15 protein-coding genes and 1 tRNA gene are annotated in these 13,902 nt (G+C 58.8%); 12 read left to right on the top strand and 4 right to left on the bottom strand.

The window, feature by feature from the left end; translation table 11 throughout:
• The first annotated feature begins 11 nt into the window (after positions 1–11).
• The 3 genes from JDW18_RS08415 to JDW18_RS08425 all read left to right on the top strand — a co-directional run bounded on the left by JDW18_RS08415 (position 12) and on the right by JDW18_RS08425 (position 2,079).
• Positions 12–368 carry a PilZ domain-containing protein gene (locus tag JDW18_RS08415; RefSeq protein WP_218243188.1) on the top strand — a complete coding sequence of 119 codons (357 nt, stop codon included), beginning with the start codon at positions 12–14 and terminating at the stop codon, positions 366–368.
• Positions 369–520: 152 nt separating this feature from the next.
• A complete protein-coding gene (locus JDW18_RS08420) occupies positions 521–1,339 on the top strand; it encodes a TatD family hydrolase (RefSeq protein ID WP_218243189.1) in 819 nt (272 codons plus the stop codon).
• Positions 1,336–2,079, top strand: a complete 744-nt coding sequence (locus JDW18_RS08425; RefSeq protein ID WP_218243190.1) for an ankyrin repeat domain-containing protein — start codon at positions 1,336–1,338, stop codon at positions 2,077–2,079. Before JDW18_RS08420 ends, JDW18_RS08425 begins: the two co-directional genes overlap by 4 nt.
• A 111-nt stretch (positions 2,080–2,190) precedes the next feature.
• On the opposite strand, the gene msbA is transcribed toward JDW18_RS08425, so the two are convergent.
• Positions 2,191–4,050 (bottom strand): lipid A export permease/ATP-binding protein MsbA, encoded by a 1,860-nt coding sequence (msbA, locus tag JDW18_RS08430; RefSeq protein WP_425514787.1) that lies wholly within the window; start codon positions 4,048–4,050, stop codon positions 2,191–2,193.
• A gap of 299 nt (positions 4,051–4,349) precedes the next feature.
• Between msbA and tolB the strand changes: the two genes are divergently transcribed.
• The 5 genes from tolB (at position 4,350) to JDW18_RS08455 (ending at position 8,012) form a co-directional block, all read left to right on the top strand.
• Complete coding sequence (gene tolB / locus JDW18_RS08435; RefSeq protein WP_218243191.1) at positions 4,350–5,669, top strand: Tol-Pal system beta propeller repeat protein TolB; 1,320 nt, start codon at positions 4,350–4,352, stop codon at positions 5,667–5,669.
• Positions 5,670–5,736: 67 nt separating this feature from the next.
• A complete protein-coding gene (pal, locus tag JDW18_RS08440) occupies positions 5,737–6,264 on the top strand; it encodes a peptidoglycan-associated lipoprotein Pal (protein ID WP_218243192.1) in 528 nt (175 codons plus the stop codon).
• A 2-nt stretch (positions 6,265–6,266) separates the two neighbouring features.
• Positions 6,267–7,025 (top strand): tol-pal system protein YbgF, encoded by a 759-nt coding sequence (gene ybgF / locus JDW18_RS08445; protein ID WP_218243193.1) that lies wholly within the window; start codon positions 6,267–6,269, stop codon positions 7,023–7,025.
• Positions 7,026–7,084: 59 nt separating this feature from the next.
• On the top strand, positions 7,085–7,852 hold the full coding sequence (locus JDW18_RS08450) for a tRNA threonylcarbamoyladenosine dehydratase (protein ID WP_218243194.1): 768 nt from the start codon (positions 7,085–7,087) through the stop codon (positions 7,850–7,852).
• 84 nt (positions 7,853–7,936) lie between these two features.
• A tRNA-Lys gene (locus tag JDW18_RS08455) sits at positions 7,937–8,012 on the top strand.
• 68 nt (positions 8,013–8,080) lie between these two features.
• Here the strand turns inward: JDW18_RS08455 and JDW18_RS08460 are convergent.
• A complete protein-coding gene (locus tag JDW18_RS08460; protein ID WP_246610356.1) occupies positions 8,081–8,245 on the bottom strand; it encodes a hypothetical protein in 165 nt (54 codons plus the stop codon).
• 197 nt (positions 8,246–8,442) lie between these two features.
• Between JDW18_RS08460 and JDW18_RS08465 the strand changes: the two genes are divergently transcribed.
• The 4 genes from JDW18_RS08465 (at position 8,443) to rimO (ending at position 11,838) form a co-directional block, all read left to right on the top strand.
• Positions 8,443–8,595 (top strand): membrane lipoprotein lipid attachment site-containing protein, encoded by a 153-nt coding sequence (locus JDW18_RS08465; protein ID WP_218243195.1) that lies wholly within the window; start codon positions 8,443–8,445, stop codon positions 8,593–8,595.
• Positions 8,596–8,722: 127 nt separating this feature from the next.
• The gene (locus JDW18_RS08470; RefSeq protein ID WP_218243196.1) at positions 8,723–9,271 is read left to right on the top strand and encodes a lipocalin family protein; all 549 of its coding nucleotides are present in this window, start codon (positions 8,723–8,725) and stop codon (positions 9,269–9,271) included.
• Positions 9,272–9,512: 241 nt separating this feature from the next.
• On the top strand, positions 9,513–9,824 hold the full coding sequence (locus tag JDW18_RS08475) for a YdhR family protein (RefSeq protein ID WP_218243197.1): 312 nt from the start codon (positions 9,513–9,515) through the stop codon (positions 9,822–9,824).
• Between the two features lie 607 nt (positions 9,825–10,431).
• On the top strand, positions 10,432–11,838 hold the full coding sequence (rimO, locus tag JDW18_RS08480) for a 30S ribosomal protein S12 methylthiotransferase RimO (RefSeq protein ID WP_218243198.1): 1,407 nt from the start codon (positions 10,432–10,434) through the stop codon (positions 11,836–11,838).
• Positions 11,839–12,030: 192 nt separating this feature from the next.
• On the opposite strand, the gene efp is transcribed toward rimO, so the two are convergent.
• Both efp and earP read right to left on the bottom strand, forming a co-directional pair.
• The gene (efp, locus tag JDW18_RS08485; RefSeq protein WP_218243199.1) at positions 12,031–12,585 is read right to left on the bottom strand and encodes an elongation factor P; all 555 of its coding nucleotides are present in this window, start codon (positions 12,583–12,585) and stop codon (positions 12,031–12,033) included.
• A gap of 191 nt (positions 12,586–12,776) precedes the next feature.
• Complete coding sequence (gene earP / locus JDW18_RS08490) at positions 12,777–13,898, bottom strand: elongation factor P maturation arginine rhamnosyltransferase EarP (RefSeq protein ID WP_218243200.1); 1,122 nt, start codon at positions 13,896–13,898, stop codon at positions 12,777–12,779.
• Positions 13,899–13,902 lie beyond the last annotated feature (4 nt).

Genomic DNA, 13,902 nt, shown 5'->3' on the forward strand with positions numbered 1-13,902 from the left:
TTTCATCTTCTATGAACGCCACTACCTCCCCCCGTCCCAGCGTGATGCAACTGGCGATCAAGGAAAAGGCCGCTTTGTATGCGGCCTATATTCCGTTGTTTGCCGAAGGGGGGATTTTTGTGCCCACGCAGCGTGACTACCGTCTGGGCGATGATGTCTATGTGCTGCTGACGCTGCCCGAAGACCCGCAGCGATACCCCGTGGCGGGCCGTGTGGCCTGGGTGACGCCGGAGAGAGCCTCTGGCAACCGCACACAGGGCGTAGGCATTCAGTTTCCCAAGGACGCTAAGTCTGCAGAACTCAAGGCCAAGATTGAGCAGATTCTCGGAACGGCCTTAGGCTCCGAGAAGCCCACGCAAACCATTTAGTCTCCCCCTGAGCGGCTATGCCGCTTCCCCCTCTCTCGATGCTTTGCCTCGGGAGGGGGACGACAGCCTCGCTGCGGGGGCGGCCCTTGCTCGCTGTCTCTGAGCTGGAGCCTGCCTGTTTAATGAGAGGCTGACTTGTTACAGATTTCGTGATGTTCACCGATTCCCACTGCCATTTGAATTTTCCTGAGCTGAGTGCCAACTTGGCTCAAATCCGCGAGGCCATGGCCGCTGCCAAGGTCACGCGTGCGCTGTGCATCAGCACAACCATGGAAGAGTTTCCCGATGTGCACCAGCTGGCGCTGGACTATGACAACTTCTGGGCCACCGTCGGCGTGCACCCCGATACCGAAGACATGACCGAGCCTTCGGTGCAAGACCTTGTGGACCGTGCAGCGCTGCCGCGCGTGGTGGCCATTGGCGAGACGGGGCTGGACTACTACGGCATGGAAGACCGCAAGGGCGGGCGCACGATTGCCGATCTGGAATGGCAGCGCGAGCGCTTTCGCACCCACATCAAGGCCGCGCAGATCACGCAAAAGCCGCTGGTGATTCATACCCGCAGCAGCTCGGACGACACACTGGCTATTCTGCGCGAATGCGGTGAGGCCGATGCCAGCACCCAGGCGGGCGGCGTGTTTCACTGCTTTACCGAAACGCAGGAGGTGGCCCGCGCTGGTCTGGACATGGGCTACTACATCTCCCTGTCGGGCATTGTGACGTTCAAGAGCGCCCAGCATCTGCGCGATGTGGCCGCTTTTGTGCCGCTGGACCGCCTGCTGATCGAGACGGACAGCCCCTATCTTGCGCCTGTGCCTTACCGTGGAAAGACCAATAATCCTTCCTACGTTCCTTATGTCGCCAAGCAAATTGCAGAGGTGCGCGGCATCTCCATTGAGGAGGTAGCCGTCGCGACCAGTGCCAATTTTGACCGCCTGTTCAAGGGCGTGACTTCCGGAGCCAGTGCATGACCCAGCTATCCGCCGCCGCGATGGAGCCGCAAACCACACGCCGCCAGGCTTTGCACTGGCTAGGTGCCGCAGCGGCCACAGTTGTGACGACGGGTGCTGCAGGGCTGGCAACACCGGTCTGGGCCAATGCCTACGACGACTATTCGCGTGCGCTGGTCAGCGATAACGCCAGCACCATGGTCGATCTGATCTTTCGCGGCTTTGACCCCAATACGCTCGATACGCGTGGCCGCCCCGGCCTGGTTTCTGCGCTGCACCAGGATTCGCTCAAGGTTTTTGAGGTGCTGCTCAAGGCGCCCAAGATCAATGTGAATCTGGCTTCGAAGCAGAACGAAACGGCGCTGATGATGGCTTGCATCAAAGGTCATCTGGATCTGGTCAAGCAGCTCATCAAGCGCGGAGCCGATGTGAACCGGGAAGGCTGGGCGCCGCTGCACTATGCGGCTTCTGCCGATACGCCCAAGACGCTGGACATCATCAAGCTGCTGCTGGAGGAAAGCGCCTATATCGACGCCGCCTCGCCCAACGGCAGCACGCCGCTGATGCTGGCTGCCCAGTACAGCAGCGAGGCCGTGGTCAAACTGCTGCTGGAGGAGGGCGCAGACATCACGCTGCGCAACCAGCGCAATATGACGGCGGCCGACTTTGCCAAGCTGGTGGACCGCCAGTACATGGTGGATTTGCTGAACAAGGCACTTCAGAAAGAGCGGCGCACCCAGCCCTCTCGCGGCACATGGTAGTCGGCGAGCGTTCAATGAATGCTTCTGTATTGATAGCTGGTAGCGCTCAATAAAAAAGGACTTCAGAGAGTTTTATCTCTGAAGTCCTTTTCTTATGTACGGTAAACGCTCTTAGTTTTGCGTAGCAGCGGTGCTGCGTACCTGTGTGTGCAGCCGGGCATAAAGGCCGTTCAGCGCCATCAGCTCGGTGTGCGAGCCTTGCTCGGTAATCTGGCCGCGCTCCATCACCACCACGCGGTCGGCGTGCTCGATGGTGGACAGGCGGTGGGCAATCACGATGGTCGTGCGGCCTTGCATCAGGCGGTTCAGGGCTTCCTGCACCAGACGCTCGGATTCGTTGTCCAGCGCGGAAGTCGCCTCGTCCAGAATCAGAATCGGCGCGTTCTTGTACAGGGCGCGGGCAATGGCCAGACGCTGGCGCTGGCCGCCAGACAACTGGCTGGCGTTGTGGCCCACCAAGGTGTGCAGGCCTTGGGGCAGGCCGCGCACAAAGTCGCCCAGGTTGGCGGCTTCCAGTGCAGACCACACGCGGGCTTCATCAATCTCGCCGCCCAGCGCCACGTTGGCGGCCACGCTGTCGTTGAGCATGACCACATCCTGGCTGACCATGGCGAACTGCTGGCGCAGCGTGCCCAGGTCCCAGTCGGCCACGGGCACGCCTTCCAGCGTGATCTGGCCGCTGGTGGGCGAAAGAAAACGCGGCAGCAGGTTGACCAGCGTGGTCTTGCCTGCACCCGAAGGGCCGACGAGTGCGACGACTTCGCCTGCCTTGATGGCCAGGCTAAGGCGCGACAGGGCTGGGGCCTTGTCTTCACCAAACTGCACGCTGACATTGCTCAGCTGCAGCGTGCCGCTGACCTTGGCCTGTGGCTTGTAGCTGCCGCCTGTTTCATCGGTCGAGCCTTCCAGCAAGGACAGGCCACGCTCCAGCGCCGCCACGCCGCGCGTGATGGGGTTGGCCACATCGGCCATGCGACGAATGGGTGCAATCAGCATCAGCATGGCTGAGATAAAGGCCGCAAAGCCACCCACCGTCACATCCTGCACGCTGGCCGCGCCAATGGCGGCACCGCCTTCGCGGCTTTGCCACAGCGCAATGCACAGAATGACGGACAGGGCAATTGCGGCCAGCACCTGGGTCAGCGGCGTCATGGCGGCCGAGGCAATCGTGGCCTTGGTGTTCAGGCCGCGCAACTGGCGGCTCAGTTCGCCAAAACGCGATTGCTGGGAAGCCTGTGCACCATGCAGGCGCACCATGCGGTGGGCCAGCACGTTTTCTTCCACCACATAGGCCAGCTGGTCGGTGGCCGCCTGGCTGGATTTGGTGATGCGGTACAGGCGGCGTGACAGTGTCTTCATCACCCAGGCCACGCCGGGCACCATGAAGGCTACGATCAGCGTCAGCTGCCAGTTCAGATAAATCAGATAGCCCAGCAGCGCAATCAGCGTGAAGCCGTCGCGCGAAATGCTCATCATGGCCTGCACTAGTTGCTGGGCGCCGGTCTGTACCTCATAGACCACGGTGTTGGATAGCGATGAGGCCGACTGCCTGGAAAACAGGCCCATATCGGCGGCCAGCAGGCGCTCAAACAGCTTCTGGCGCAGGGCCAGCATGCCGTCATTGGTGATGCGAGCCAGTGCGTACTGACCTGCAAATTGCGCAAGACCCCGGATGATGAACAGGCCGATCAGGAAAACGGGCACCGTCCACAGCGGCAAGGAGCCAGCGGTGAAGCCGCTGTCCAGCAGGGGCTTGAGCAGTGCCGGCATGGCCGGTTCAGTGGCTGCACCAATCAGCGTGGCGAAAATGGCAAGGCCCCAGGCCCAGCGCTGGCCTGAAAAATAAGGCGTCAAGCGCTTCAGGCGCTGCATCAGCGGCAGGTCTGAAGGATTGGTGGCCGCAGGCGGCTGGGGTGAGGGCGTGGCGGCCTTGGTGTCGTCACCAGACGGCGTGGGAGGGGTAGCTTGCATAAGCTTGTGATTCTAGGGCTTGGGTCAGGCCATTCAGCACTGGTGAATTTTGCAAGCCAGCGGTAACTGGGTATAAGAAGAGTGGCATATCGAACACGATGCGCAGTTGCTGTCACATTCGGAAAGAATTAGCTGGCAGCGTATGTATGCCAACTCTGGCATGCTCTCATCTTGAAATTTTTGTCGCACTTGCGCTCGATCACCCTACTGGGGACGTTCTTACGTCATCAAGTAGTGAGTGTGTGTAACATCGCGCTTGTGTTTTTGCCGGGATTGCCCGGAGATTTTGATGGCTGCCAATGACTATTGACCGACTTCCATCCCTTCCACTTAAAGCGGCAGGGCCGCATGCTTCACGTCGCGCCGTACTGGGCACACTGGCCGCTGCATCGGCAGCGCCTGCACTGGCTCAGTTTCGCGTTGAAGTCACGGGTGTAGGCCTGACTCAATTGCCCATTGCCATTGCGCCGTTCAAGGGAGAGGGCGCTGCCCCTCAGAAGATTTCGGCCATTATTCAGGCAGACCTTGAACGCAGCGGCCAGTTCCGCGGCGTCGATGCATCTGGCGTGGCGCTGGATGAAGCCTCTCGCCCCGATGTTGCCCTGTGGAAGCAAAAAGGCGCTGACGCGCTGGCTTCCGGCAGCATCACCCGTCTGGGCGATGGCCGCTGGGACGTGCGCTTTCGTCTGTGGGATGTCGTCAAGGGCGCTGATCTGGGTGGCCAGGGCTTTGCCGTCACCACGGGTGACCTGCGCCTGGTGGCTCACCGCATTGCCGACTACATCTATGAAAAGCTCACGGGCGAGAAAGGTATTTTCTCCACCCGTATTGCTTATGTGACCAAGTCGGGTGCGCACTACCGCCTGTGGATTGCCGATGCCGATGGCGAAAATTCCCAGTCTGCGCTGTCCAGCCCTGAACCCATTATTTCGCCCGCCTGGGCGCCCAATGGCACGCAACTGGCCTATGTGTCGTTCGAGTCGCGCAAGCCTGTGGTCTACGTGCATGATGTGGCCAGCGGCCACCGCCGCCTGCTGGCCAACTTCCGCGGCTCCAACAGCGCGCCGGCCTGGTCGCCAGATGGCAGCCGCTTGGCAGTGACGCTGAGCCGCGATGGTGGCTCGCAGCTGTATCTGCTGAGCGCTCAGGGTGGTGAGCCCCGTCGCCTGATGCAAAGCAGCGGTATTGATACCGAGCCTTGCTTCTCCAGCGACGGTCGCACCATCTACTTTGTCAGCGACCGTGGCGGTGCACCGCAGGTTTACAGAGTTTCCGCTTCGGGCGGCAGTGCCGAGCGCGTGACTTTCTCAGGCACCTACAACATCTCGCCCGCCATCAGCCCTGATGGCAAATGGCTGGCCTATGTTTCCCGTGTGGGCGGTGGCTTCAAGCTTCAGGTGATGGACCTGGCAACAGGCACTGTGAACTCGGTCACCGATACCACTGCGGACGAAAGCCCCAGCTTCGCTCCTAATAGTCGCCTGATCGTCTACGCCACCATTCAGGGTGGTCGCGAGGCGCTCATGACGACCACGCTCGACGGCAAGATCAAGGCGCGTCTGGCGGGTGCAGGTGGAGACATACGTGAGCCCGATTGGGGCCCGTTCCAAAAACATTGATCTGAAGTTTACGTTCCCTCTTTCTTTCTAGTGATGAAGTCCGTTGTGGACTGTTCGGAGAAATCTCATGTTGACTATCAAACGTCTTTCTTTGGCTTTGGCTGTGACCGCTCTGGTCGCGGGTTGCAGCTCGGGTGTCAAGCTCGACGACAAGCCTGTTGACGGCTCGCTGTCCAGCCAGGGTGCTGGCGCTAACGGCCAGGGCCAAAGCGGTGTGTCCGGTGTGGACCTGACAGGTTCCGCCGCCTCCAAGGCCGGCCCTCAAGGCGTCAGCCGTATCGTGTATTTCGACTTTGACAGCTACTCTGTCAAGGCTGATGCACAGCCCCAGATCGAAGCTCACGCCAAGTTCATCAAGGCCAACCCCGCTGCCAAGGTGCAACTGGAAGGCCACACCGACGAGCGCGGTGGTCGTGAATACAACCTGGCTCTGGGCCAAAAGCGTGCTGAAGCAGTGCGCCGCTCGCTGGGCCTGATGGGTGTGAACGACTCGCAGATCGAAGCTGTGAGCTACGGCAAGGAAAAGCCCGCTGCTGAAGGCCATAGCGAAGACGCTTACGCTCAAAACCGTCGCGTGGAAATTAACTACCGTTAAACATGCAGCAGGCTTTGTTAACTCTCCGTCATGCAACGCTGCCCAAGCTGGTGGCGGCTGGCCTTCTGGCCAGCTTTGCCATCAGCTCTCACGCAGCCCTGTTTGGTGATGATGAGGCCCGCCGCGCCATCATCGAACTGCGCCAACGCGTTGACAGCCTGCAGCAATCGCAGGAGCAAACCCGCCGCAGTCTGATGGACTTGCAGTCGCAAATCGAAGCGCTGAAGTCGGACCAGGCAAAGCTGCGTGGCCAGAACGAGCAACTGACCCGCGATTCAGCCGAGCTGCAGCGTGGTCAGAAAGACCTGGCCAAGGGCTTTGATGAGCGTCTGCGCCAGTTCGAGCCCATCTCCGTCAATGTTGACGGGCAGGATTTCACGGCAGATCGCACCGAAAAGCACGACTTCGATGCTGCGCTGGAACTGTTCCGTGCGGGCAAGTTTCCTGAAGCAGGTCAGGCGTTTGCCGCTTTTCTGCGCCAGTGGCCCAAGAGTGGTTACACGCCTTCCGTGCGCTTCTGGCTGGGAAACTCTCAGTACGCCACGCGTGACTACAAGAACGCCATTGCCAATTTCCGCTCGGTCATGACCAATGCGCCCATGCATGCGCGTTCGCCAGAAGCTGCCTTGTCCATTGCGAATTGCCAAGTGGAGTTGAAAGACACCAAGGCAGCGCGCAAGACGCTGGAAGACCTGCTGCAGGCCTATCCCAATTCGGAAGCTGCTGGCATTGCCAAGTCCAAACTGGCAACGCTCAAGTGACGACAGCGCCTTTGCAATACCCAACGGAAACAGCGCCCCAAACAGGCGCTGTTTTTTCTATGAGTGATGAAATTGATTCGCAGCGCCGCTTTGGCGGGCTGGAGCGTCTGTATGGCGTTCAAGGTGCGGCGCAGATTCGTGCAGCGCACGTGGTGGTGGTCGGGATTGGCGGTGTGGGTTCCTGGACAGCCGAAGCCTTGGCGCGCAGTGGCGTGTCGAAGCTCACACTGATCGACATGGACCATGTGGCAGAGTCCAACATCAATCGCCAGATCCATGCGCTGACCAGCACCGTAGGGCAGGCCAAGATCGAAGCCATGCGCGAGCGTATTGCGCAGATCAATCCTGACTGCGTGGTGAACTGCATTGATGACTTTGTGGAGCCTGAAAACTGGCTCACGCTGCTGCCAGCGGATGCCGATGCTGTGATTGATGCCTGCGATCAGGTCAAGTCTAAAGCCGAAATGGCGGCCCATGCGCGCAAGGTCAAGCAATGCTTTATCTCTGTAGGCGCAGCCGGTGGAAAACGCCTGGCGCACCTAGTGGATATTGCAGATCTCAGCGAGACCACGCACGACCCGCTGCTGTCTCAGCTGCGTTACCGGCTTCGTAAGCAATATGGTGCCCCCAAAGATGGCAAGCGCATGGGAGTGACCTGCGTTTTCAGCCGGGAGGCTGTTGCACCGCCTGATGCCTCTTGCGCGATAGAGTCTGGCGACGGCAGCCTGAATTGCCATGGCTATGGCTCGGTAGTCGCCGTGACGGCGACTTTCGGCCAGTGCGCTGCAGGCTGGGTGCTGGACCAACTGGCCCGCAAATCAAACTAATCGCAGCGTTTGCCAAAGTGCTCGGAAAAATCGTTTACAATAACGTCATTCCACTGATTAAGCAACACTGCTTCTGATGTGTGGGGGTCTTTAGCTCAGTCGGTAGAGCAGCGGACTTTTAATCCGTTGGTCGCGAGTTCGAATCTCGCAGGACCCACCAAAGATAACAACCCGCTGTAGCAATACAGCGGGTTTTTTCTTGCTCACATTTTTGAAAAATAGCCGCATTTACGCGGCTTTCTTTTTGCCTGTTGTGCGGGGATTTTTAGCAACCAACGACACGGCACTTTCAGCGTTGTGGGTGGCAAGGTGGCTGTAGCGCTTTGTGTTGACGGCCGACTTGTGACCCAGCACCCCGCACATGCTGTACAGATCTACCCCTGCATTGATCATCTTGCTGGCAGTGCTGTGAAGCAGGTCGTGCAGGCGTGCATGCCCGTATCCAGCAGCACGAGCTTTGTATCAATCATTGCTCGCCTATAAGTAAAGAACCCGCTCAATGGCGGGGATCGGGGTTGTGAGGGCGCATTCGTTGACAAATGGCCCGGGGCTGCGGGAATAGACTTGAGGCTTTACCTAAAGGAAACCTCATGAAGAAACTTTTGACTATTGCTGTCGCCGCCTTTGCTCTGAGCGGCTGCGCCGTTTATCACGACTATGACCGTGACGGTTATGGCGATGGCTACAAGAAGCCCCATCCTCATGGCTGCCCTCCAGGACAAGCGAAGAAGGGCAACTGCTGATCTGAGAAAGCCCGCGTGGTGGCGGGCAGAGATGAGGGCGGTTGATGCTCCAAGATTCGAACAGCATTCCTACACGGGGCTCATTTGACGGATGTTTGAATGAAGTTTTGATCGAAAGGAGCAAGGTATGGGTGTTTCCAAAGGCTCAGTGTTCCGAGCAATCGCGCTGACTGCCGTGGCTGCTGGAGTGGCTGAGGCAGTATCAGGTTGTGCGGTCTCTGTTCCCAAAGGGATTGAGCCGGTGACGGGATTTGATGCCGAGCGCTACATGGGAACCTGGTACGAGTTGGCCCGAATTGATCACCGTTTCGAGAAAGGCCTGATCCGCACTTCAGCGCATTACAGCCTTGAAGAAGACGGGTCTGTGACGGTGATCAACCGTGGTTACAGTGAGGAAAAGAACGCATGGAAGGAATCCGAGGGCAAAGCGCGTTTTCTAGGTGAGCCCGATGTCGCCGCTTTGAAGGTTTCGTTCTTTGGCCCGTTCTACGGCGGCTACAACGTGGTCAGCCTTGATGACGATTACCAAACCGCCATGGTGATTGGCGGTAGTTTTGATTACTTCTGGCTACTGTCGCGCAGCAAAAGCATTCCAGAGCGGAAATTCAGGCAGTTGCTTCGAATTGCTCAGAACCTGGGCGTGGACTTAAGCCGCGTGATGGTTGTTGAACAGTAAGCTCTCTGCACTTTCTTGTCATTTTGAACGCCTGAGCATGCCTCGTGCTTGCTGTGCGGCTCAGCTCTGTCTGTTGGAGGGGCGCTGGCCATGGCCCAAATAGCTGCATAGATGGAAGGCGGAGAACGCTGCCGGAAGCCGCGAGCTTGTCAGCGATGCGATCGGGGTGATGCGTTGTTATTTCCTTTGCTTTGGCTAATATGGGCCTTTAATGCCCACAAATTCCAAAGCAGGAGATGCAGTGATCACGACTCTCACCACATTCAATCTTCCCGAGGCCATTACCGTGGACGAGGTTCGCGAAATCTTCAGGAATACGTCGTCCAGGTATCAGGGGATGCCTGGGTTGCTGCGCAAGCAGTACGTAGTTTCGGAGGATGGGAAAGTGGCTGGCGGCATCTATCTGTGGAAGACGCGGGCGGATGCTGAAGCTCTGCACACTGAAGAGTGGCGCCAGCTTGTGCGTAGCAAGTACCTGACGGATCCGAGCGTGATTTATTTCGAAACACCTGTGGTGGTAGACAACGTGACAGGCGAAATACAAATGGTTTGAGCCAGCAAAGCCCTCGATTGAGGGCTTTTTTGTCGATGTGGTATGCATGCGGAACCACTTGATGCTGTAGATGTCTTACGTGGTCTTGCCTGTGTGTAGAACTGGCTGAATTGCTCAGGTGATTGATGCGAGCCAGAAATCTATTGCCATATTTCTGTCACAGAGCGCAGGCATCATATGCATCGCTGGGTTCTGGTTGTAGCACTGAAAGATGGCTTAACCCCTGGCGCCAATTCCAAGCCCCAGTCACTGTGACTGGGGCTTTTTCATTGCGGCTTGAAAGAGCACCATGGTTTGATAGGCGCGCTCGGCTTTGGTTGCGCAGGCAGGTGATGGAGGCAAATGGTAAAATGCATGCATAGATCTGCTGAACCTGCGTTAGTGGCTGATGTGTGAAATGTCGATGTCTTGTCGGCGGTGAGTTTCAGCTTCGCAGGTTCTTCGCATGACTGGCGCTGCAGTTTGGATGCTGTAGCGCTTTTTTCGTTTATCTCTTCATTGCTGCTGGTGCTGTATCAGGGCAGAGCAATGGGGCGCGCCTGCTGGTGGATTGGCCGAGATGCCATCGCTGCTTTGCGCATAGAGGCTACCGCCGCTGGAAAATTAAATGACTTCAACCAATTCTGAGAGCGCACCGCAGATGACAGCCCCCAAAGTTGGGTTCGTGTCGCTGGGCTGCCCCAAGGCGCTGACTGACTCCGAGCTGATCCTGACCCAGCTCAGCGCCGAGGGCTACCAGACCTCCAAGACCTTTGAAGGCGCGGACCTGGTGATCGTCAACACCTGCGGCTTTATCGATGACGCCGTCAAGGAAAGCCTGGACACCATTGGCGAGGCGCTGGCCGCCAACGGCAAGGTGATCGTCACCGGTTGCCTGGGTGCCAAGGCCGGCAAAGAGGGCGGCGCCACCATGGTGGCCGAAGTGCACCCCAGCGTGCTGGCCGTGACCGGCCCCCACGCCACGCAAGAGGTGATGGATGCGGTGCACACCCACCTGCCCAAGCCCCACGACCCGTTTGTGGACCTGGTGCCAGGCAGCTTTGGTGATGCAGGTATCAAGCTCACGCCCAAGCACTATGCGTATCTGAAAATTTCCGAAGGCTGCAACCACCGCTGCACCTTCTGCATCATCCCCAGCATGCGCGGCGACTTGGTGAGCCGCCCCATTGGCGATGTGCTCAAAGAAGCCAAGGCGCTGTTTGAAGGCGGCGTCAAAGAGCTGCTGGTCATCAGCCAGGACACGTCTGCCTATGGCGTGGACGTGAAGTACCGCACCGGCTTCTGGGACGGCAAGCCCGTCAAGACCCGCATGCTGGAGCTGACCGAAGAGCTGGGCAATCTGGCCAAGCAACACGGCGCCTGGGTGCGTTTGCACTATGTGTACCCCTACCCCACGGTGGACAACATCCTGCCGCTGATGGCCGAAGGCAAGATCCTGCCTTACCTCGATGTGCCGCTGCAACACAGCCACCCCGATGTCTTGAAGCGCATGAAGCGCCCTGCCAGCGGCGAGAAAAACCTGGACCGCATCCGTGAGTGGCGCGCCATTTGCCCTGAGCTGGTGATTCGCTCTACCTTCATCGCCGGTTTCCCTGGCGAGACCGAGGAAGAGTTCGAGCACTTGCTCAACTTCATCCGCGAAGCCGAAATCGACCGCGCCGGTTGCTTTGCCTACAGCCCAGTGGAGGGCGCCACCGCCAACGACCTGCCCGGCATGCTGCCCGAGGAAGTGCGTGAAGCGCGCCGCGCCCGCTTTATGGAAGTGGCCGAAGAAGTCTCCACCGCGCGCCTGCAGCGCCGCGTGGGCCAGGTCATGAAGGTCATCGTGGACAAGGCCGTGAGCCTGGGCAAAAAGGGCGGTATTGGTCGCACCTACGCCGATGCGCCCGAGATCGACGGTGTGGTGCATATCCAGCCACCCGAGAAGGCCAGCAAGACCTATAAGGTGGGCGAGCTGATCAGCGTGCGCATTGTGGGCACACAAGGTCACGATCTGGTGGGTGTACCGGTCTGACTGCTGATTGAAATGTGAGCTGCTGGCGCTTGCTCTGCTTGGGTTTCAAAGGTAAATATCAATGAAGCCCGGTAAGAATAAGCGCAAGCAGCTATCAAATTAGATGATTGGCTAGAACAATCAGACGCAAAAAAGGCTTCCAAACAGGAAGCCTTTTTTGTTGGGGAAGCAGCTGCAGCAGCTGCCGCCACATTACACGCGCTTGCGGTATTCGCCCACGCGGGTGTCGATTTCGATCTTGTCTTCTTGCGACACGAACAGAGGCACAGCGATTTCGAAGCCGGTAGCGATCTTGGCGGGCTTCAGAACCTTGCCAGATGTGTCGCCCTTGACGGCAGGCTCAGTCCAGGTGATTTCGCGCACGATGGTGGTGGGCAGTTCGACCGAGATGGCCTTGCCGTCATAGAACACCACTTCGGCAGTCATGCCGTCTTCCAGGTAGTTCAGTGCGTCAGCCATGTTTTCGGCTTCGACTTCGTACTGGTTGAATTCTTCGTCCATCCACACGTACATGGGGTCAGCGAAGTAGGAGTAAGTGCAATCCTTCTTGTCCAGGATCACGTTGTCGATCTTGTCGTCGGCCTTGAACACGTTTTCCGTGCCGAAGTTGCCGATCAGGCTCTTGAGCTTCATGCGCACGGTAGCAGCGCCACGGCCACCACGAGCGTATTCGGTCTTCAGAACGATCATGGGGTCCTTGCCGAACATGATCACATTGCCTGCGCGGATTTCTTGAGCGATTTTCATGGCTTGCTTGCGTTTGAAAGGTTGGAGCCGCTCTACACGGCAGGCAAGCTGTTCGCAATGGTTGCGGGAGGCAACGCATCAAAAGTGCGGCGGCGGGGCCTGCCGCGTGTACCGCGGCGGGGCGCGACTCTGAAAGCTCGGTTGTCCGGGTGACCCGGTTGCTAAGCCCTCAAAGAGGCAAAACGTCGATTTTAGCTTTTTTCGGCGACAAAAGCTTGAAGCTGCTCAATGAGCCCGGTTTGAGCGCTCAATCTGGCACGGGCTGCGCGTATGCATTCCCCCCAGTCATGCAACATTTCGGGACTCAATAAAGGCAATGTTTCTGGCGCGGTCATGCCGTTCCAAGCGTGATGAAAGCGCCTGAGGCTGTCTGGTGCATCCAGCCAGTTCAGAAACGCATTGAGTTTGTCGTGATGGGCGTTGTCATGCTGAGGGTAGATATGCCAGACCAGGGGCTGGCCCGCCCAGAGCGCGCGCACCAGCGAGTCCTCGCCGCGCACCAGATTCAGATCGCAGGCCCACAGCATTTCGTCAAACTGAGGCTGGGGGCAGGGCTGCAGATATTGCGCGGCCAGCTGTGCGGCTTGCGGCAGGGCCTGCATGGAGGCCGTGGCACGGCCGGGGGTGACGAGCAGGCGGGGCTTCAGCGTTGTGGTGGCTATGAGCTGATCGAGCAACTGAGGCAGGGCGGCCGGCTCATAGCAGAACAGCGAGATAGCGCATTCATGAGGTTGCACGCCGTGGCTGCTGCGCCACTGAGGGCGCGTTTGCACAAAGTCTTGCTGACGCTGACCCAGATTCTTTTCCCGTACCAGAGCGCCAGTGGCGCTGGTAAAGCCCGGATAGAAGAACCAGCGGGTCAGCCCTGCGGCGGGGCCGCTCATGATGCGCGATGGCAGGCGGTGGCAGCGCTCCACATAGTCTTCGGCAGACAGGTATTCCAGATTGAGCCAGACCGGGGGCTTGTTTTGCGTGGCTTTGCGCGCAATGGCGGCTACAAAATGCGGCGGAATCTCGCAGCCAAAGGCCTCGACGACCACATCGCCAATCTGTGCAGGCACATCGCTGGCCTGTGCGGGCCAGGTGTGCACACTCAGTCCCTGCGGCCAGGGCTGTTGCGCCATCCATTGCAGGGCGCTGGCGTCATCCATCCACAAACGCACGGTCTGGCCGCAAGCCACGAGCTCGGCAGCGGTACGCCAGCACACGCCCACGTCACCAAAGTTATCAATGACCTGGCAAAAAATATCCCAGTTCAGCGGTGGGTGTGCTGTGGTCTGGGGGCTGTCTGGCAGCGGCAAAAAGTCCAGCATGGGT

It is taken from the genome of Comamonas fluminis (genome assembly GCF_019186805.1).
In the GTDB taxonomy this organism is placed as follows: domain Bacteria; phylum Pseudomonadota; class Gammaproteobacteria; order Burkholderiales; family Burkholderiaceae_C; genus Comamonas; species Comamonas fluminis.